Annotated in this window: 16 protein-coding genes; all 16 read left to right on the top strand. The window is 40.3% G+C overall.

The features are described 5' to 3' along the window. Window positions 1-52 precede the first annotated feature (52 nt). Window positions 53-1,159, top strand: coding sequence for a type VI secretion system protein TssA (tssA, locus tag H5164_RS16490; protein WP_124015786.1), 1,107 nt, complete (start codon window positions 53-55; stop codon window positions 1,157-1,159). 41 nt (window positions 1,160-1,200) lie between these two features. After that, window positions 1,201-1,701: a type VI secretion system contractile sheath small subunit gene (tssB, locus tag H5164_RS16485; protein WP_124015787.1), complete on the top strand. Its 501-nt coding sequence runs from the start codon at window positions 1,201-1,203 to the stop codon at window positions 1,699-1,701. Further along, entirely contained in the window at window positions 1,701-3,194 is a 1,494-nt protein-coding gene (gene tssC, locus H5164_RS16480) for a type VI secretion system contractile sheath large subunit (RefSeq protein WP_182697093.1), read from the top strand. Before tssB ends, tssC (H5164_RS16480) begins: the two co-directional genes overlap by 1 nt. A 51-nt stretch (window positions 3,195-3,245) precedes the next feature. Further along, window positions 3,246-4,781, top strand: coding sequence for a type VI secretion system contractile sheath large subunit (gene tssC / locus H5164_RS16475; protein ID WP_182697094.1), 1,536 nt, complete (start codon window positions 3,246-3,248; stop codon window positions 4,779-4,781). A gap of 14 nt (window positions 4,782-4,795) precedes the next feature. Further along, complete coding sequence (locus H5164_RS16470; RefSeq protein ID WP_124015789.1) at window positions 4,796-5,584, top strand: type VI secretion system accessory protein TagJ; 789 nt, start codon at window positions 4,796-4,798, stop codon at window positions 5,582-5,584. A gap of 6 nt (window positions 5,585-5,590) precedes the next feature. Continuing rightward, window positions 5,591-6,082: a type VI secretion system baseplate subunit TssE gene (gene tssE, locus H5164_RS16465; protein ID WP_371697234.1), complete on the top strand. Its 492-nt coding sequence runs from the start codon at window positions 5,591-5,593 to the stop codon at window positions 6,080-6,082. Then, window positions 6,079-7,908: a type VI secretion system baseplate subunit TssF gene (tssF, locus tag H5164_RS16460; RefSeq protein WP_124015790.1), complete on the top strand. Its 1,830-nt coding sequence runs from the start codon at window positions 6,079-6,081 to the stop codon at window positions 7,906-7,908. The genes tssE and tssF overlap by 4 nt, the downstream gene beginning before the upstream one ends. Beyond that, window positions 7,905-8,912: a type VI secretion system baseplate subunit TssG gene (gene tssG, locus H5164_RS16455; RefSeq protein ID WP_182757116.1), complete on the top strand. Its 1,008-nt coding sequence runs from the start codon at window positions 7,905-7,907 to the stop codon at window positions 8,910-8,912. The genes tssF and tssG overlap by 4 nt, the downstream gene beginning before the upstream one ends. 19 nt (window positions 8,913-8,931) lie before the next feature. Continuing rightward, window positions 8,932-11,538 (top strand): type VI secretion system ATPase TssH, encoded by a 2,607-nt coding sequence (gene tssH / locus H5164_RS16450; RefSeq protein ID WP_182757115.1) that lies wholly within the window; start codon window positions 8,932-8,934, stop codon window positions 11,536-11,538. A gap of 373 nt (window positions 11,539-11,911) precedes the next feature. Then, window positions 11,912-12,391: a type VI secretion system tube protein Hcp gene (locus H5164_RS16445; RefSeq protein WP_124015793.1), complete on the top strand. Its 480-nt coding sequence runs from the start codon at window positions 11,912-11,914 to the stop codon at window positions 12,389-12,391. A gap of 73 nt (window positions 12,392-12,464) precedes the next feature. After that, window positions 12,465-14,321, top strand: coding sequence for a type VI secretion system tip protein TssI/VgrG (gene tssI / locus H5164_RS16440; protein ID WP_182757114.1), 1,857 nt, complete (start codon window positions 12,465-12,467; stop codon window positions 14,319-14,321). A gap of 2 nt (window positions 14,322-14,323) precedes the next feature. Next, a complete protein-coding gene (locus tag H5164_RS16435) occupies window positions 14,324-14,677 on the top strand; it encodes a hypothetical protein (protein ID WP_124015795.1) in 354 nt (117 codons plus the stop codon). A 41-nt stretch (window positions 14,678-14,718) separates the two neighbouring features. Next, on the top strand, window positions 14,719-15,009 hold the full coding sequence (locus H5164_RS16430) for a PAAR domain-containing protein (protein WP_124015796.1): 291 nt from the start codon (window positions 14,719-14,721) through the stop codon (window positions 15,007-15,009). Window positions 15,010-15,030: 21 nt separating this feature from the next. Continuing rightward, window positions 15,031-16,131, top strand: a complete 1,101-nt coding sequence (locus H5164_RS16425) for a hypothetical protein (protein WP_182722286.1) — start codon at window positions 15,031-15,033, stop codon at window positions 16,129-16,131. Beyond that, entirely contained in the window at window positions 16,128-17,069 is a 942-nt protein-coding gene (locus H5164_RS16420) for a hypothetical protein (RefSeq protein WP_182757113.1), read from the top strand. Before H5164_RS16425 ends, H5164_RS16420 begins: the two co-directional genes overlap by 4 nt. A gap of 6 nt (window positions 17,070-17,075) precedes the next feature. After that, window positions 17,076-20,512: DUF6531 domain-containing protein (locus tag H5164_RS16415; RefSeq protein ID WP_182757112.1), on the top strand; the 3,437-nt coding region annotated here is incomplete at its 3' end.

The following is a 20,512-nucleotide window of genomic DNA, read 5'->3' as shown; positions in this document are numbered from 1 at the left end:
TATACTTTTATTATTGCACATTAAATCATTTTTATTCAGGGATTGAATTAGATTGAGTAAGCTAAAGAATTTAACTATCGATGAATTAATTCTTCCCATTACCATTGATGCGGAATCTGGAGTTGATCCTCGCGAAGATATTAGTCCAACCTCAACGTATTATTTACTTAAAGACGTGCGCAATATTGCACGCTCTAAAGAACGAAAAGCGTTAACCGATGAAGAAGATGTGTTATCCGTCTCGGTTGAATGGCGACCGATATTTGAGCAAGTTCCGAATATTTTAAAACAACAATCAAAAGATATCGAATATGTTGCTTGGTTTATCGAGGCTGCATGTCGATTACATGGGTTCAAAGGGTTGTATTTTGGTTTTACCCTAGCAGCAGAATTAATCGAGCGCTATTGGGACACGCTTTATCCCACACCAGAGCCAAATGATTTAGCGGAGCGAATTGCACCGCTGATTGGGTTGAATGGAATCGAAAGTGAAGGTTCCCTAATTCATCCAATAAGAACGATCCCTATCACCGATGGCGGAATTGTTTACTCGACTTGGCAATATGAACAGGCGCTAGATACAAGTCGCTTAGATAAAGATAAGCAAGAAAAGCGCTTCGATTCTGGTTCAGTCTCACTTGAAGACGTCGAGCAGAGCATCAAGGAAACCTCCGACAGTTTCTTTATCGAGCTTGATCGCGATGTACAAAATGCTATGAGTGCATTTAGCCGTTTGTCTGCTTCAATGGATGACGCGATGAGCGGTGATCCACAACCGACGAGTTATATTCGTAAAGCGTTAGAAGCCTGTGCACTGCAAATTAGTTCAATTACAGCACCAATAATTGCAAAGAATAAAGCTAACTTAGCGCAAGAACAACAGATTGACGAACAGCAAGACGGTGATACTACTGCTCATCATTCAACGCCTTCAGGTGTTGAAGGACAACTTAATTCTAGGGCACAAGCTATTAGTCATCTTGAGACGATAGCGGACTTTTTTCGACGTACTGAGCCACATTCGCCAATGTCTTATGCTATTGAGCAAGTCATACGCTGGAGTGACCTAAGTTTGCCCGAGTTATTACAAGAATTAATCCAAGATGGTGAAGCAAGAAATGGCTTTTTCAAGTTATCTGGAATAAAAACGGAAGAATGATCTGTAGTTGATTACTCAACATATTATTGAAAGGAGTTCATATGAGTGTACATGATAAATTAAAGCGAGTAAGAAAACCCCGTGTCCATATTACCTATGATGTCGAAACCGAAGGTGCTGTAGTAAAAAAAGAGCTGCCTTTTGTTATTGGTGTTACGGGTGATTTTGCTGGTCACAACACCGCAGATTTAAAGCCATTAAAAGACCGCCGTTTTGTACAAATCGACCGTGATAACTTTAATGATGTGTTAAAGCGTATGAGCCCTAAGTTAAATATTTTAGTGCCTAATACTCTTGCCGGCGATGATTCTGAAATGAATGTAGCATTAGAGTTTAATAGCATTGAAGACTTTGAACCTGCTGCCATTGTTAATCAGGTTGAACCATTAAGAAAATTAATGGAAACCCGTAACAAACTTCGTGATTTGATGACAAAAGTTGATCGCTCTGAGAATCTCGAAAATATCTTAGAAGAAGTGTTAAATAACACTACCAGCCTAGACAAGTTGGCTGGTGAACTTAACCTCAAAGGAGCGGAATAATGAGCATGGAAGCCGCGTCATTAGATGCTGTATCTGAAGAGCAAGCACAGAGTGTTTCTATTTTAGAGCAAGCTATCGTTGCTACAAAGCAAACCGATTCTTCTCGCGCAGAAGAATTAATTCGTTCGTTAACCGAAGAAGCCCTTAAAGGTACTGTTCAGTGGGATAAAAACCTCACTGTGACATTCAATAAGGCTATTAATCGTTTAGATGACGTTATCTCTAAACAATTAGCTTCAATCATGCACAATGAAGAACTGCAAAAACTTGAAGGTAGCTGGCGTGGTTTGCACCATACCGTTAAAAACTCTGAAACCAACGAAACACTTAAAATTCGTGTAATGAGTTTGTCTAAAAAAGAACTGCATAAAGATTTAAGTAAAGCGGTTGAGTTTGATCAGAGCCAAATGTTTAAAAAGATCTATGAATCAGAGTTTGGTACTCCGGGTGGCGAACCTTATGGTTGTTTAGTGGGTGATTATGAATTCACTAATCATCCAGAAGATGTTGAATCATTGTCATTAATGTCTAATGTTGCCGCTGCTGGTTTTTGTCCATTTATTTCGGCTGCAGGTTCATCTTTATTTGGTTTTGATGAGTGGACTGAACTGAGCAAACCTCGCGATCTTGAAAAGGTATTTGAATCTCTAGAATACACTCAGTGGCGCTCTTTCCGCGACAGTGATGATTCTCGCTTTGTGACCCTAACTATGCCTCGAGTGCTGGCTCGCCTTCCTTATGGCTCAGCGACCAAGCCTGTAGAAGAGTTTTGCTATGAAGAGTTTGAAATAGACTCAGAAAGTGGCCGTTCTAAAGTGGCTGATCACAATGATTATTGTTGGATGAATGCGGCTTACGTTATGGCTACCAATATGGGCCAAGCATTCAGTAAATATGGCTTCTGTACTGCTATTCGCGGCGCCGAGGGCGGTGGTAAGGTTGAAGGCTTGCCTGCACATGTCTTTACCAGTGATGACGGTGATCCAGATTTAAAGTGTCCAACGGAAATTGGTATTACTGATCGCCGTGAAGCAGAGTTAAGTAAATTAGGTTTCTTACCTCTTTGTCATTATAAGCATACTGATTATGCCGTGTTCTTTGGTTCTCAGTCATGTCAAAAACCAAAAATAATGACAAGCCATGATGCTACCGCTAATGCTGCAATTTCAGCACGTTTACCTTACTTAATGGCAACGTCTCGTTTTGCTCATTACCTTAAAGTGATGGCCCGCGACAAAATTGGTAGCTTCATGGAAGCAGAAGATGTTGAGTCTTGGTTAAATCGCTGGATTTTATCTTTTGTTAATGCATCTGAAGGTGGCGGACAAGACATTCGCGCTAAGTATCCATTGGCTGACGCTAAAGTTGTGGTGAAAGAGATCCCTGGTCAACCGGGCTCATACAATGCCGTTGCCTGGTTACGTCCTTGGTTGCAGATGGAAGAGCTTACCGCGTCTTTACGTTTAGTCGCAAAAATCCCTAAAGTAGGATAATCACCCGCTAACGCAGTGACCCTCATTTGTTTTCAAGGATAGAAACAAACGATGCCTCAAGAAACCATTTCATTTGTAACAAGTGAAATTTTCAAAGAAGATACTGGAATTAAAAAGCCAGTATCTTCAACGACAAAGGCACTAAAAAATAAACACTTAGTCGAACGATTCTTACGAGAGTCGGATTCGACTAGGTCGTTATTGCTTTGGTTAGAAAACTCGAGCCATTCGCTGACTCAATTTGATAAAACCTCCGTATTACCTTTTCTGCTTAAGGCTATTGATCGTATCGATAGACAGCTAGAACAACAACTCAATGCCATCATTCATCACAATGCTTTTCAAGCTTTAGAGGCTAGTTGGCGTGGGGTATTGTATTTAGTTCAACAGCAAGATTTACATGACAAAGACCAGAAAGTAAAAGTTAAAATGCTCGATTGTTGTTGGACAACACTGTCTAAAGACATTAATCGGGCGATTGAATTTGATCAAAGTGATTTTTTTAAACTGATTTATAACAACGAATATGACATGTCTGGTGGCGAGCCCTTCGGCACGTTAATTGGTGATTATCAAATCACCCATAAGAACCGCCCAGGTGTGTCCACCAACGACATTGATATTTTAAAAGAAATATCGCGTACTGCTGCGGCCGCATTTGCGCCATTTATCACTTCTGCCAGTCCTTCATTATTTGGTGCAGATGATTTTGCTGATTTATCTGCTCATATGAACATGGGCAAAATTTTTGAGCAGCATGAGTATATTAAGTGGAACTCGTTACGAAAAATGGATGATTCTCGCTTTATTGGCTTAACTATGCCCAACATCCTAATGCGTTCCCCTTATCTTATCGATGGTAGCCGCAGCGAAGGTTTTAAGTTTAAAGAATCGATTAAAAATCCCAAAAAAGACCATTTATGGGGTAATGCTGCTTATGCCTTTGGTGGTGTATTAATCCGCGCATTTAGCGAATCAGGTTGGTTTGGCCATATCCGCGGTTTAGAACCCGGTGCGCGTAAGAAAGGCCTAGTATGTGACCTTGCGGTCAGTCAATACGAGCCAGATTTATATCGAAAACGCAAGAAACCTTCAGTGGATTTGTTAATCAGTGATAGGGCTGAAAAGTCGATTTCTGATCAAGGCTTCATCCCTTTATCTCCAGTATCAGGTTGTGAACACTTAGTGTTTTACAGTAATGCCTCTGTGCAGAAACCACCAAAATATGAACAACTTGAAGATAATATTAATGCAAAACTATCTTCAATGTTGCAGTACATTTTGTGTGTATCTCGCTTTGCCCATTACATCAAAGTGTTAGGCCGTGAAAAAATTGGTTCACTTCATTCTGCCGAAGCTTGCCAGCGCGAACTGCAATTGTGGCTGCACAAATATACCACCGCTTCAGACGTATCTTCAGATGATGTAAGAAGTAAATATCCGCTGCGAAGTGCCCAAGTTCAAGTAAAAGAAATGCGCGGTAAGCCCGGGCACTTCTATTCGATTATTCAGTTACAACCTCATTTTCAGTTAGATCAAATGGTGTCCAGCATTAAATTGGTCACTGAGCTGACATCAAGAAATTAACACAAAGGTATCAAATGAAAAAGATTCAAGAAATGCTGCAAAATGGCCAGCTACAAGAAGCCATTCAGTTAGTTGAGACACAGCTAAAAGACGACCCAATGAACATTGATTTAAAAGGTCAACATATTGAGTTGTTGTGTATTAATGGTGAGCTTGAACGGGCTGACAAACAGTTAAACTTTTTAGTGCAAAAACACCCTGATTTTTTAATCGGTGCAGCTAACTTACGTCAGTTGATCCGAGCAGAACAAGCCAGAATTGATTTTATGGCAGGCAAAGCTGTACCTCAGCTTTTTGCTGAATCTGATGCTTATGTTGCAGCATTAATGAAGTTACGTTTAGCGATGGTCGACTCCCAAGATGATGTGACTCAATGCGCCAATAGTCTTGAAGATTTACGTCCGCAAGTCAGCCTGCTTATAAACGACAAAACCAATCAAGAAATAAGAGATCTTGATGATACCTTAGGCGGTTTTATTGAGATTTTCGGTACTGACGGTAATTTCTATTTAGCTCAGTTATCTGAAATCGATTACATCAACTTTAAGCCGGTGACTTCGCTACTGGAAATGGTTTGGCGTCGAGTTGATTTAGCGATTAAAGATGGACCGTGTGGTGAAGCGCATATACCGATGATATATGCAGGTAGCGAAACTGACGCTCAAAAATTGGGACGAGAAACTGATTGGCATGAAGTTGCTACTGATGTGATTGCTGGCAAAGGCTTAAAAATGTGGCTCGCTGATGATACAGCAGTCGTACTCAATCAAATTACTAAAATATCCACCCCAGTTTTGCAGTAGGCGATAGTGTTGAGTAAAAACCAGCAACCCATAATGGCATCCATTCTTGACCGGTTGATAGATGATTCGCCCGGTGAACAGGATGTCAAAGATAGCCATCGAGGCCTTAACTTACGTCAGTTAAGGTCTAATGTTCGTCGTGATTTAGAGAATCTTCTTAATGCTAAATTACAGTGGCAAACTTGGCCGGAACATTTAACTGAACTTGACAATTCATTGATGAATTATGGTTTGCGTGATTTTTCATCCATGCCAGTTGCGAGTTTAGACGGTCGACAGATCCTCTGTAAACAGGTCGCCGATACCATAAAGCGATTTGAACCCCGTTTTATCGAAGTGATGGTTGAGACGGTCGATAATGAACAGCCTTTGGATCGTGTTTTAAGATTAAAAATCAATGCACTGCTTTATGCTGAACCTGAGCCTGAATATATTACATTTGACTCAGAGGTTGAGCCGGTCCATTTAGCGATGATAGTGAATGAGGGAATTGTGTGAATCAGGAATTATTGGAGTATTACAATCGTGAATTGGCTTTCATTCGTCATATGGGGGCCGAATTTGCTGAGCAATATCCTAAGGTTGCAGGTCGTTTACGATTAAGTGATGAGCATGTTGAAGATCCTCATGTATCACGCTTAATTGAAGCATTTTCTCTGCTCACCGCACAAATTAGACAGAAACTTGATGATAGCTTTCCTGAACTCACTGAAGCGCTATTAGGTCAATTGTACCCTGATTATCAAGCGCCTATTCCGTCAATGACGGTGATTAAGGTGACGACTGAAAACTTATCGACCACAGGGGTATTATTGCCCAGGCTAACGCAAGTCGATACTCAAGTTGAGGGGATGAAATCCTGTCATTTCCAAACGTCATACGACATGAAATTATGGCCTATTGAAGTTCAACAGGCTCAGTTTCAAAATGCACCGTTTAATGCGCCTGAACCTCAGTGGCCAGAACGGGCAAAGGCAATAATCAAGCTTGATATCGCGTGTGAGTTTGACGAAATTAGTATGCCAAGCCTTGGTGTAGATAAATTACGATTTTTCTTAAATGGCCAAGACCATCAAACTTTTCAACTTTATCAATTACTGTTTGAGCATAGTCTGGGTTTTGCTTTAGTTAACGAGCAGCAAACTGTGTGCAAATTTTTAACTAAACGGCACTTAAAAGCCGTTGGATTTGAAGATGAGCAACAAGTTATTCCTTATAGCCAACGGACCAGTTCTGGTTACCGGTTATTGCTGGAGAATTTTATTTTCCCTGAAAAATTCTTATTTTTTGACATAGATGATTTAGAGGGAAGTTGGCAAGGAATAGACAGTAAGTTCTCACTGTATATTTATTTAAAGGAAGGCTCTCAAGATTTAGAGAAGCAAGTGAGTGCAAATCATTTTCTACTCGGTTGCACTCCAGTAATCAACTTATTTGAGCAAAAATTAGAACCAGTAAGTATCGATGCTTCGCAATACGAATATAAATTAGCTGCTCGTTATTCTGACTCTGAAGTGACTGAGATCATCAATATCCAAGAGGTTATTGCTTATGATCCGAAAGACAATAAAGTTGAAGTCACACCATTTTATGGCGAATCACATCCTCAGTACCTTGGTCACAATAATTTATTTTGGCATGTTAGAAGAGAGTCGGCGAGTTGGTCAGGTGGCTATGCTGAACTAGGAACTGAATCATTTTTGTCTTTAGTTGATCATAATTTTAAAGGCTTTAAGTCGGAAGATGATTATGGCGCTTGGATATTAAGTATTACCGCTCAGTGCAGTAATCGAAATTTACCGGCCCATCTTCCGTTTGGCAACAATGAACCGAAAATGTTTGTCCCTGAACGCGCCGATATCATCAAGCATGTAAAATGTTTGCTTGCGCCAACATTACCCGTTCGCGCATCCCTTAGTGACGCTTCTCGATGGCAGTTAGTGACTCATCTATCAATTGACAGTTTTAGTGGAAAAGATGCACTTCATAATTTAAAAGAAACCCTTAAATTATACGATTTTAAGTGTTCACCAGAAAATAAAAATTTAATCGAGAATATTCACTTTGTTGAAGTCACTCCTGATACTGCACGAGTCAACCAACATGGTCGGATTAGCTTTTGCAGTGGCAGCCATATTGAAATAACCTTTATTAAAGATCATTACTCTGGCAGCGGAGTGTTCTTTTTTTGCACAATATTAGATCACTTCTTTGCACAATTTGCTGCAATCAATAGTTTTACCCGTTTAAGTATGCGCTTTAAAGACCATAATTCAGTCGCTTATACCTGGCCTGCACGTTCAGGACAAAGGCCGTTGTTATGACCCCAAATGCGATGCATCATCAGTTGCAGGCCATAATTGAAGCGCCCTCTGAGCATGATTTCTATCAAGCTGTTTATCAGTTTCAACAGCAGTTATCTCAAGGTCGCGAGCAAGGCTTTAAAGTTGGGTACGATACGATTCCAAGCAAAGAGCTGTTGCGGTTTAAATCTGATCAGCACCTTGGTTTTCCGGGGCAAGCCATCAGTAAAGTAGAGGCTAAACATACCAGTCAAAAGGCTAAGGTTGCCGCTGATATGCATATATCATTTATGGGGTTGACTGGGCCAAGCGGGGTATTACCTTCGCACTACACTGAGTTAGTCTTAGAGCGTTTACGTCATAAAGATAGCGGTATGCGTGATTTTTATGATTTATTTAATCATCGAATTATTTCACTATTTTATCGGTCATGGGAAAAGTATCGCTTCTCAGCTAATTATCAATCCCATGAAGATGGCGCTACGGATAGTTTTACTCATGTTTTGAGTTTACTCAGTGGTAATAAATCATTAAACCGCTATTACGCTGGTTTTTATCATAATAAAACTCCTACGGCAGAGTCATTACGAAGCATGTTGAATGACTTTACTGGCTGTAATGTCCAAGTTTGTTCTTTTCAAGGTCGTTGGCAATCTCTGGCTAAGACAGAGCAAACCCGATTGGCTAGTCGAAGCATGCTAGAAGGCCAATATGCGCGTTTAGGTGTCGATGCCAGTATTGGCAGCCGAGTATGGGATATTAACTCCAGTATCAGTATTCATATTAAGCCTAAAGAAGGTGCGTTGGTTAATGCATTTATGCCAGGGACAGCAAATTGTAAATCACTTAAAAAACTGGTCTCAAGCTATTTAGGTCAGTCAGTCAAATATAAGATTTTTCTAGAAATAAAACAAAAAGATGCACCGAAAGCACAATTATCCAAGTCTGCAATTGGCTTGGGGCTTGGTTGTGGTTTGATCAGCCGTGCAGAGTATGGTGAGCAAATAAAAAGCTTAATGATTTAATTAATAAAGGACTATGAATATGTCAGCGATGACTTTGAGTAAATTGGTTGGAAAACTTAATCCAGTATGTCGACAATCTTTAGAAACTGCTGCCAGTGTATGCCATAGCCGCAGTCAATTTAGTGTTGAAATTGAGCACTGGTTACTAGCATTATTAGAAAATGGCTCTGGTGATTTAGACATCATCATGGCCAGTTTTTCAGTGCAAAAAGATCAGCTGATCAACGACATTCGTCAGGGATTAGAAAAATTTAAAACGGGTAATAGTGCGGCTCCGAGTCTATCGCCACACATTGTCAGTTTATTACGTCAAACCTGGTTAAATACCAGCATTGAATTTAATGATAATGAGACCAGAACGGCCTATCTTATTTTTACGTTATTGACGGATGATTCGTTAAACTCCTTAGTATCACGCTCTGCTAAACAGTTACTCAAAATCGACCCTGCGCAGCTAAAACATGCTTGGCCACAACTTGCGCGTCAATCTACAGAGCATAAAGTGTCGAGTACCGATATTGAAGAAACTCAGGCAATGCAATCTGCGCCAAGCAAAACACCAAATCTAGATCAATTTACGCAAAACTTAACCGAACAAGCTGAATTAGGCAAGATTGATCCTATCCTTGGTCGTGATAATGAAATAAGGCAAATGATCGATATTTTAACTCGCCGTCGTCAAAATAATCCTATTTTAACCGGTGAGGCCGGCGTCGGTAAAACAGCCGTAGTGGAAGGTTTAGCACTTAAAATTGTTCAAAAAGAAGTGCCAACTGCATTGCAGAATGTCCGTATTCATGTGCTCGACTTGGCTTTATTACAGGCTGGCGCTGGTGTAAAAGGTGAGTTTGAAAATCGTTTAAAAGCGCTTATTAACGAAGTTAAACAATCGGTTAAACCAATAATTTTATTTATTGATGAAGCACACACTATGATCGGTAGTGGTGGACAAACAGGGCAAAATGATGCTGCTAATTTATTAAAACCCGCCTTAGCCCGCGGCGAATTACGTACTATTGCGGCAACAACCTGGGCTGAATACAAAAAGTTTTTTGAAAAAGATGCAGCCTTGACTCGTCGTTTTCAGGTTGTAAAAATTGATGAGCCATCTCCTCAACAGGCGATTGCAATGATGCGAGGACTATTACCCGTAATGGAAGGCCATCATAAGATTCTGGTTTCAGATCAAGCGTTATGTGCCGCGGTAAATTTATCTCATCGTTATATTACTGGGCGTCAGTTGCCAGACAAAGCCGTGAGTTTATTAGACACAGCTTGTGCCCGTGTGGCTATGAGCCAAGCATCGACACCGGGAATGGTTGAGTCCTTACAGCGACAAATTCAGCAACTCGATACCCAGATTAATATTCTCACTCGCGAACAAAAAACCGGTGCAGATCATAAAAAATCCATTACTGAATTAACCAAGAAGCATAAGTTACTCTTAAAAGCACTTGAGCCATTAATGATCCAGTGGCAGCAAGAGTTGAGCACGGTGAAGAAAATTGCTGATTTAGTGACGCAAATCCAATCATCACAGACTGATACAGTTGCTCAATTACAGGAACTGACAGAGTTGAAGGCTAATTTAGCTGTCAATAAACAGCCTATGGTGCATTGGCAAGTTGATGAACAACTTGTTGCTGAAGTGATTTCCGACTGGACTGGGATTCCTGCAGGCAAAATGCAAAGTGATGAAATTAAAACGATTTTGAACTTGAAAGAAACCATGTCTAAGCGGGTTATCGGGCAAGATCATGCATTAGATTTAATTGCGAAAACGGTACAAACGTCGCGCGCCCAATTAGGTGATGAAAAACGCCCAATCGGTGTGTTTTTGCTGACGGGACCTAGCGGTGTAGGAAAAACTGAGACCGCACTAACCCTAGCTGAGCAAGTTTATGGCAGTGAAGATAATGTCACCGTTATCAATATGTCAGAGTTTAAAGAAGAGCATAAAGTATCCCTACTATTAGGCTCACCTCCTGGTTATGTCGGCTATGGCGAGGGGGGAGTATTAACCGAAGCTGTTCGCCGTAAGCCCTATAGCGTTATTTTATTGGATGAAATGGAAAAAGCGCATCCTGGTGTTCAAGATATTTTTTATCAGGTTTTCGATAAAGGTATGATCAAGGATGGAGAAGGGCGAGATATCGACTTCAAAAATACTATTATCATTATGACCTCAAATGCTGGAACTGAAACCACCATGGGGTTGTTTGAAGATGAACAGATTGCGCCCTCTATTACTGGTTTGCGTAAGGCGCTTCAAGATGATTTATTGGGCTACTTTAAACCCGCATTTTTAGGCCGCTTGAATGTGATTCCTTATATTCCTCTTACTCAATATATGCTTAATGAGATCACGAAATTACAATTACAGCGAGTTGCCCATCGCTTAGCAGAGCATTATCAAGCTAAGTTCACTTACAGTGATGATGTCGTTAGCCAAATCGTGTCTATGTGCCAAGATGCCGGTTCTGGCGCTCGAAATGTGCACAATATTTTACAGAATACAATGTTGCCAGATCTTTCTGTTAAGATTTTAAACAATATGGCGAATAATAAAAAAACAACTAATGTAAAAGTTAATGTCGTAAAAGAAGAATTTGTATATAAAATTTAGGTAAACATAAAGGGTATATAACCGAAAATATAAATAATCATTTAGTATTATTAATTAGATTTTTAACATTATATTTGAGGTCTATATAATAAGGTATATACCCTTTGTGATGTTATGTAGTTATTACTGATGTAGTAATAACTATATAATATTTATATTTTTTATTTATCTAAACGATTAGTTGATTATCAAAGAACCTTTGATATAATCCTCATGCTTAATAATGAGGACTCACTATATTTAAATGGATAATACAGTTATGTATTATTTGTTGATATGTGCATTTTTAATAAATTGAAATATTAAGTTTGAATTGTTGAACTTATAAAACTGTCCATTAATGGATGACATCCACGCAAAAGGAGCATTAATAATGCAAGCGAATACATATTTAAACTATGAAGGGATTAAAGGCGAAACCACTGCTGAAGAATTCAAAGACATGATTACTGTGTTATCAGTCGATTGGAATATTAGCCGTGAGATCAGTTCTTTCACTGGTACTGCTAAAGACCGTGAAGCAAGCTCTACTCGTTTAGGTGACGTTACCATTACTAAATTGCAAGATAATTCTTCAACTGACTTGTTCAAAGAAGCAACTATCGGTAAAGGTAAAAAAGCGGTTTTTCACATCACTAAACAAGGTGACAAAATCGAAGAAATCATGCAAATCGAATTAACCGATGCAATGATTTCTAGCTACAGCGTTTCAGTTCATGGTGACCGTCCAGTTGAGACTATCACTATCAGTTACACTGAAATGATGATGGCTGTTACACCTACTGATGACAAAAACAACATTACTGCAGCGCTACGTTATGGCTACAGCGGTGTTAAAGGTCAACAAATGTAAGTTGTTTGTGATCTTAAATCTTGGGGGAACTTGTTTCCCCCAAGATCTTTATTCTTAACGACTGAGGCAAGGAATGCTTAAGGCCACTCAAAAAAATAATATCATCAGTATCACTACGCCATTAGGTAAGGATGTTCTGTACCTAACGCATTTTACTGCCACTGAAGCTATTTCACAGTTATTTTCAATCAGCGTATCAATGTTTACTGTTGGTACTCAGATTAGTCTCGATAGTTTAGTGGGTAAAAACGTCTGTATTACATTACGTAATGCCGAAAGTGATGGTGCTGCTCGGTACTTTCATGGGGTCATAAGTCATCTCGAGTCTGCAGGTATGCGGACGGCTGCTTCAGATGATGCGCAAAATTATATTGATTATCAAGCTGTTATTGTGCCTCAAATGGCACTAATGAAAAAACGCAGCAACTGTAGAATTTTTCAAAATAAGTCTGTAATTGACATTATTAAAGACTTATTTGGTCAACATAAAGTCGAATTTCAAAATAAAACTACCAACACTTATCCTCAGTATGAATACTGCGTGCAGTATCTAGAATCAGATTTAGATTTTGTTTGTCGCTTATTGCAACAAGAGGGTATTTTCTTCTTCTTTGAGCACAGTCTTAGTGCCCATACCCTTGTACTTGCAGATGATATTAACGCCTATAAACCTTGTGCAGAAGAGAAAGTCCGATGTTTTTCAGGACATTTAGCTGAGTCACATGTATCAAACTGGCAAGGTGGAATGAGCATAGTCAGCGGTGGCTTTATTCAAAAAGGCTATGACTATGAACAACCTAAGCTTTATCCATCAGGTAATCATAATAAAGCGGATCTCCCAGAACAAAGTGCCCTTGAAGTGTATGACTATCTAGGTGAATCAGAATTTAATAAACGTGCTCAGCCTTTTGCCAATAATCAGCTTGAAGCCCTGCAAAAAGATATGAACAAATGCAGTGGTCAAGGTGATTGCCGCAGTTTCATGATAGGTAAATTTTTTACATTTAAAGATCACGAAAACGTCAGCTATAAAGGTAAGAGCTTTGTTATAAGTTCTTTAAGAACCTCAGCGACACAACCTAATCAGTCTGGCGCAGGTCAATCTATGTCTGGGTGCGTGTATCAAAATGATTTTGAATGTGTTCCAAAAAGTACCCCATACCGTTCACAACTTCATTTGCGCAAACCATTAATTAATGGTGTGCAAACTGCTGTGGTTACTGGTGAGCCTGGTGACGAGCAACATATTGATAAATTTGGCCGCGTTAAAGTGCAGTTTCACTGGGATCGTGAAGGTGAATTTAACAGTAAAAGCTCGTGTTGGATCCGTGTAGCACAGAGTTGGGCGGGTAATAAATGGGGCGCATTTTTCTTTCCTCGCGTTGGTCAAGAAGTGCTGGTTGAATTTATTAATGGTGATCCGGATCAACCAATTATTAGTGGTGCTGTGTATAACGCAGACTTAATGCCACCTTATGCCTTACCAGCTAAAAAGACCCAGTCTGGTATTAAAACACACAGTACTAAAGACGGTGGTACAGACAATTTTAATGAATTACGTTTTGATGATGAAAAGGGTAAAGAGTTACTATTTTTTCAAGCAGAAAAAGATCACCATCTCAATGTTAAACATGATCAAAAAGATACCATAGGTAATGACCGTTTTACTGAAGTGGTTAATAACGATAACGTTAAAATTGGCAACGATCGCTTAGAAGATATTGGTAATAATGACAGTTTAAACGTTGGCAAAGTGCTCAATATTGAAGCTGGCAAAGAGATTGTGATTAAAACGGGCAGTGCATCTATCAAAATGAGCAGTGATGGTTCTATTTCTATAGAAGGGACAAACATCACCATAAAAGGCACCAATGTTAAGGTTAACGGCACCAGCATTGCCTTAAAAGCTGCTCAAATTAAGTTGAATTAGTCATGTCATCATCTCGTTATCCTGGAGTCGGCCTGTTAGGGCCTTTTTGTCGAGGCCATGAAATTACCTGTCAATTTGGGTATCGACACTTAATCTGTAAACCGGTCGATAAACCGCAAGATCCACTGCTTAATACACCTAATATGACCTTGTGGGTTAGTGCAACATTTGGTGAACAGTTTTTAGTAAATCGACACAGCTGGAAGAATTCACCAGATTTGTTGTATCTAATTTATTGCTATTTACACAATGATACCTATTTGGCTGTTCAACAATCTGAAGCGCAAATTATCAGTATCATTGCATTGGCGTTGGAACAGCGTGCTTTATTGGTTATCCCTTTAGATAACGAGTAAACCTCTGGAACAACACATTACAACAAATAAAGGAATATTTGATGGGAATGCCCGCAGCAACGCTTACATGCATGCATCTTTGTCCTAAAACTAATCCCGGTCCTGTTCCTCATGTTGGCGGTCCTATTGTAATGGGGTCTGGCAATGTTCTTATTGGTTCATTACCCGCAGCACGTAAAGGTGACAAGTTAATTTGTGTTGGGCCGCCTGATACGATTAATGCAGGTTCAAGTTCGGTATTGATTAATGGCAAACCCGCAGCTCGAATGGGAGATGGTACCGCTCATGGTGGGAAGATTATTGTAGGTAATCCTACAGTGATGATTGGCTAGAACGAACAAGGATCGTGGTAAATGAATTTGATTGAGAGTTTTAATCTTCTGCTGGCGCAACGACAAGTAATGTTGTCGTCGTTTCAGTGTATGCCAAAAAACATTGAAGATAATACTCAATCGTTAACGGTCATTTTAAAGATGATCCAGCAAAAAAAAGATCCTAATTGGCCGTTACTCAGTGCCAATACTCAGGAGCAAATTGTTGATGCTTTTGAAACTGATGTGCAGTTTAGCCCAACTGACAAGGTAGTCATTTTATCTCTGTTGTTACAACTGCACTACAAGGCTCAGCCTACAGCGCAATCACATATCGTTGAGGCATTATTTGCCAGTAGTCTTGTTGATGCTAGCCAATATAGCCCTGCATTTGCATTAATGGCTAGCCAACTTCAATTTGATAAGGTCAGTTTTACTGCAAGCAATAAGACTCCTGAGCAAATTCAGCAATATATCTTGTTGTGCATCTATCGTGGTAAACGCTTAAAGCGTAACGATGGCATTAATTCACTGAACATCCCTCGGTCGTCACTGACGTCTTTATATATTGAAATGCTGATGTCTAGCATTAATGAACCGATAGAACTCTATGGCTTATTCAGTCAATTAGATTATTGCCACAGTGCTCTTTTTGAAGTGTTTATTATTTCATTAGACGAAGCCATATTAACCAAAGTGTTCAATTTAATGAGTCAGAATGTTGATTTGACATTAAGGGTCATCGAGCTAATGGGATATTCAGGTTTTAGTAAATTTGTGCCTTTTTTAGCTCGAGCTATGCAGCAACCAAATCAAACTTTAGTGGCTTTTAGCGCATTGAGAACTATTTTAGGCCCCGAGTTAGATCAATCGGTTCCTTATCAATGGCAGTTTGAGGAAGATGAAGCCGAACGTTGTGAATATTTACAATTTTACAGTGCTAAATTATTGCATCGTTGGATGCTATTAGCCCTTAAAATGCCTGAAGTTAGATTGATTAATGGTATTGAAGTCAATCCTGCTAGTATCGATAAAATCATTCGTTACTCTAGTCCTGTTCACCAACGAATCGCTTATTTACACAAGCTTAGGCTCAATAATGTGGTCAATCACAGCCCACAACGAGTGAAAGTCGCCTTATGATTATGCATGCAGAGGCCATTGAAATCGTTGTGGGGACCTATCAAAATCCACTACAGTTGCTCAACCTACCTTTATCTGAGGCGGTTGATTTTGAGTATCAATTTGATGGTCAACACATCGCTGCGGTAATGGCTCAAGGCCTGGCTACTGAGTCTCAATTAAGCCGTATCATTGATATGTTACACAAGTTGCCGATCCATGACGAAGCTCAGTGGCAGCCTTACCGAACTCAGCCGATTTTTTGGATTTTACCTCATTTAGAAAAACAACAACTTGTGGATTGGGTAAGTCGTTTACATGCACTTTTCCCACATTGCTTTGAACACCCACATAGCCGATTTTTCCCTATGGGAAGTGCTGGGTTTTTCTCTGCATTGAGCGCATTAAAGGCATTACCAGTCGATAGTCAAAGTGCGATATTTATTGCTGTAGACAGCCTGTATTTTGTTCTTTCAGATTTGCAAAATGAGCAAGAGCTGATTACCCAGCATCAAGATAGCGGTCGTTGTCCTGCTGAAGCGGTCATCATGGCCAACATCAATGTTGCAACTGATGGTATGCACGTTTTGGATTCATTCCAAGAGTCATGCAGCTTGGTTCAGCAAACTCAGGCCATAAAAACCTTATTTAACCGAGCTTGCCAAGTCGACGATATTGATCAACTGTCGCAGCTTTATTTACCCGGTAACCATTCGACAGTGACAGACAATTGGCTTAATGCTTACGAGCAATTAGCGGGTAAAATTAATCAAGACACACAAATTACCCAATCCAGCTATTTTACTGGCGACATAGGTTGCGTGGTAGGATTATATAACTTTTTACACATCTATAATCGCTATCAACAACAGACAGTTACAGGAATAAGTTTACAACTTGAAGTGTCTCAACAACTTCATCTTGGTGTGGCAATGTACTCATGGATAGAGAAGGCATAAACGAACATGGCGGTCAGTAATTTCTATTTTAAAGGTCATAACCGTTACATTGTTATCGCGCCTGCCAGCGCGTCAACCCCTGCTGGGTTTCAATTATCTACGTTTGAACAAAATAATAATATTAGTACCATTATTAATGAAATCTCGCCTCATTTAGTCCGCGACCGTAACGCTTTAATTCATGCCAGAAGTTTGGTGATGAACGCCGGCGTAAACGTGACTTTATCTGCCAGAGATATTACTCATAAACTCAGTGACATTATTGGGCGTAATTTACTCCGAGTGTATCTCGAAATGCCCAAACAACAGATTCAATCCTCAACAGAAATCGCTAGCGTTGGGGCGAGTTCGACGAATAAAAAATCCCCCAAAGCCAGCAAGGGTAAACAAACTTCTGCATCAGTTCAGTCTGGTACTGTGACCAATCATTCTCCGACGGAAGTGAGCATCGATAAACAAGAGTGCCGCAGCGATCCGGTTTCGATGCTAAGTGGCGAAGAAATTTTACCGTTAGTCGATTTTGAGCTTAATGGCTTAATGCCGCTAACATGGCGCCGTTTGTATCGTTCGAGTAAAGTTGGTACTAACGTTGGTATGGGGTACGGCTGGCGTCATAACTTTTGTGTACAGCTAGATCATCAATATCAAGCACCTGCGAAAGTAGGGCCTAAAAAACCTGGTAAATATTGGTTTGAATTAACCGACGATGAAGGCCGAGTGCATGTTTTTGATTCGGTCAAACGTGGCCAGACCAGCATTCAACTTTCAACAGGTTGGTCGTTAGTTCATCAAGCCGATGGTCGTCAAGTACTCATCAAGCCAGATGACAGTCATTGGGCTTTTGTAAAGCAACAGGTTGCAGGCAAAGATGTTTGGCAATTAGAAAGCATTAGTAATCATCAAGGCCAATATTTTCAGCTGTATTATGATCATCAAGGTCGTTTAACCCAAATAACCACAGGCCCAAAACGTGGCGTATTGTTATTTTATAATGCACAGAGCAACTTATTAAAAGTGGCTTCGTACATGTTAGATAACCAAGGTAACAAACAAGTTCATCAAAATTTGTTAGCCAGTTATCAATATGACGACGCTCAAGCACTTATTGCCGCCACTGACATTAATGGCCGAGTAGAGCGCTACAGTTATGTCAAGGTCAAGTCAGCCGACATCACATCTGACAGTGATCATCAATATAACCCTAAAAGTACCACTTATTTATTGCAGCGCCGAACACGCGCATCTGGCTTTAGCCATCACTTTGCATGGGACGGACAAGATCACCAAGCCAAGTGCATTGAGCAATGGGGTGATGATGATATCTATCATTATCATTTTGAATATACAGCACTCGTTCACGGCGTAAAAAGCCGTTGTACTGACTCTTTAGGTCATAGCGAAACTTTTATTCACAATACACAAGGGCTGTTGACTGAACACCACAACCCGAATGGCAGCATAATACGTCATCAATATGATGCAGTTGGTCGTAAAGTGGCCACCATTGATGCCTGTGATAACAAAATACAATATAACTATAACCATCAAGGACAGTTACTGGCTGTTATTCAAGCCGATGGTGGCACTACGCGGTTTGAATATAATCGTTTAGGTCAAAGAATTGTCACCCGAGATGCCATCGGCCGAACAGCTAAAAGACATTATGATGCCACTGGGCGATTACTGTCTGAAACAGGTTTCGATGGTCGTCCAAGTCATTATCAATACAATGATGCTGGGCAGTTAACCCAAAAAATCGATGTTAATGGTGTAACACATCGCTACCATTGGGACCGCGACGGTGAATTACTTGCTACACAAGTCGGTGATGCGCTTACCCGTTTTAGTCATGACAGACTGGGGCGTGTTAATGCCACTATTAATCCCCAAGGCTTAGTCACTGAATTTATTCGTGACAATAAAGGTCAGATTATCGAAAGTAAATCCTATCCACAAGATAAACAAGACAAGCCTGAAGAAGCCATTAGTCATTATTATCAGTACGATGATGCCGGACGCATTATTCGCCAGCGTCAACAGGCTGATGTGGCAGGCGATCACGAACTTAGTAACGATAGTGAGTACATTGAAAACATCATCGACTATGACGGTTTAGCCCAACCGCGCCAGCAAACGTTTGCCGATGGCAGTTGGCTGAAGTTTTTTTATGATAAAGAACGTAACTTAAATCGCATAGAACGCAGTGACGGGGCGCAATACCGCATTGAATACACGCCAACAGAGCAACCTAAAACCTTAATTGGTTTTGATGGCCGTGAGCAACATTTTCAATATGACGCAAATGACAAATTAGTTGCCGTGAACGACAGTGATATTCGGTTTGTTGAGCTCAAACGTGATGCCATGGGGCGAATTTGTCAGCAAAGTAGCCATGTCAAACTTGAGCCAAGTGCCACATCCGCGCTACTGAATACTCAGAACTTTTATCAATATAATCCCACAGGGCAAATCACTCGTGCCCATAACCAACACCGTACTGTGCAGCGACACCTTGACCCACAAGGGCGAATAAATCGGGTATTGCAAAGCCAGTGGCAACTTGACTATCAATATGATGACTCAGGTAACCGCAGTGGCTTAACCTTGCCAGACGGGCAACAGATTGACTATCAATACAATAAAAACAGTCAATTAAGCGGCATTAGCTTTACAGACAATGGCTCATCGAAACAGCGTATACAGCTTGCTCATTATTACTATCTGTCATCAGGGTTATTGCATAAAACGATACAGGGTAATCAACTTGAACTCAGTCATGCCTATGATAGCTATTCAAGATTAATTGAGCAGACATGGCGACATACACAAAAAGAGACTCGATTATTTGAATCAAGACGTTATCAATACGATAAACAGCATCAATTACAACGCTGCGAAAGTAAGCTGGGCAACGATAGTGCTGTGAATGGTCAATCTTTTGAGCATATTAACCACAAGCTAGAGGTTAAACAGTTTAGCTATAACAAAATAAGCCAGTTAATCAGTAATAGTGATACTGGCGTGTCTGGCGAAAACCCAAATATTGCTGACAATGCATCTAATGCTCGTCAGCAATACCAATGGGATGCTTTTGGTAACCCATTACAGGCTATTCGTGCTAGTGATATCCATACCCAAGGTATAAGTAGTAAACATGTTAGCGCTAATGAAACGGCTAGCAGTCAATCTGCTGATACAGTAAGGCCCAATAAAAACCTTAATGATGTGGTGGTTAACAACGACCGTTTGATGAGCATGGCGGGTGTAGATTATCGTTATGACGCCAGTGGTAACCAAATCAGCCAAGTGGGTACGGGTGATAAACAACAGCGCAGCTTTAATGGCTTAAATCAACTGGTGCAAATCAACGTTAACGGCAAGCTGACGCAATACGAATATGATGCCTTAGGCCGTCGCAGTGCAAAAATCACCGAACTCGGTCG

The organism is Shewanella sp. SG41-3, from assembly GCF_014164545.1.
In the GTDB taxonomy this organism is placed as follows: Bacteria; Pseudomonadota; Gammaproteobacteria; order Enterobacterales; family Shewanellaceae; genus Shewanella; species Shewanella vesiculosa.
Note: the sequence above shows the minus strand (reverse complement) of the source record. Positions and strands in the feature narration are given on the sequence as shown.

Bases quoted from the DNA above. Each gene is read 5' to 3' on its own strand.
- tssB (WP_124015787.1), top strand. From the start codon at position 1,201: ATGAGTGTACATGATAAATTAAAGCGAGTAAGAAAACCCCGTGTCCAT.
- tssC (WP_182697093.1), top strand. From the start codon at position 1,701: ATGAGCATGGAAGCCGCGTCATTAGATGCTGTATCTGAAGAGCAAGCA.
- tssC (WP_182697094.1), top strand. From the start codon at position 3,246: ATGCCTCAAGAAACCATTTCATTTGTAACAAGTGAAATTTTCAAAGAA.
- H5164_RS16470 (WP_124015789.1), top strand. From the start codon at position 4,796: ATGAAAAAGATTCAAGAAATGCTGCAAAATGGCCAGCTACAAGAAGCC.
- tssG (WP_182757116.1), top strand. From the start codon at position 7,905: ATGACCCCAAATGCGATGCATCATCAGTTGCAGGCCATAATTGAAGCG.
- tssH (WP_182757115.1), top strand. From the start codon at position 8,932: ATGTCAGCGATGACTTTGAGTAAATTGGTTGGAAAACTTAATCCAGTA.
- H5164_RS16445 (WP_124015793.1), top strand. From the start codon at position 11,912: ATGCAAGCGAATACATATTTAAACTATGAAGGGATTAAAGGCGAAACC.
- tssI (WP_182757114.1), top strand. From the start codon at position 12,465: ATGCTTAAGGCCACTCAAAAAAATAATATCATCAGTATCACTACGCCA.
- H5164_RS16435 (WP_124015795.1), top strand. From the start codon at position 14,324: ATGTCATCATCTCGTTATCCTGGAGTCGGCCTGTTAGGGCCTTTTTGT.
- H5164_RS16430 (WP_124015796.1), top strand. From the start codon at position 14,719: ATGGGAATGCCCGCAGCAACGCTTACATGCATGCATCTTTGTCCTAAA.
- H5164_RS16425 (WP_182722286.1), top strand. From the start codon at position 15,031: ATGAATTTGATTGAGAGTTTTAATCTTCTGCTGGCGCAACGACAAGTA.
- H5164_RS16420 (WP_182757113.1), top strand. From the start codon at position 16,128: ATGATTATGCATGCAGAGGCCATTGAAATCGTTGTGGGGACCTATCAA.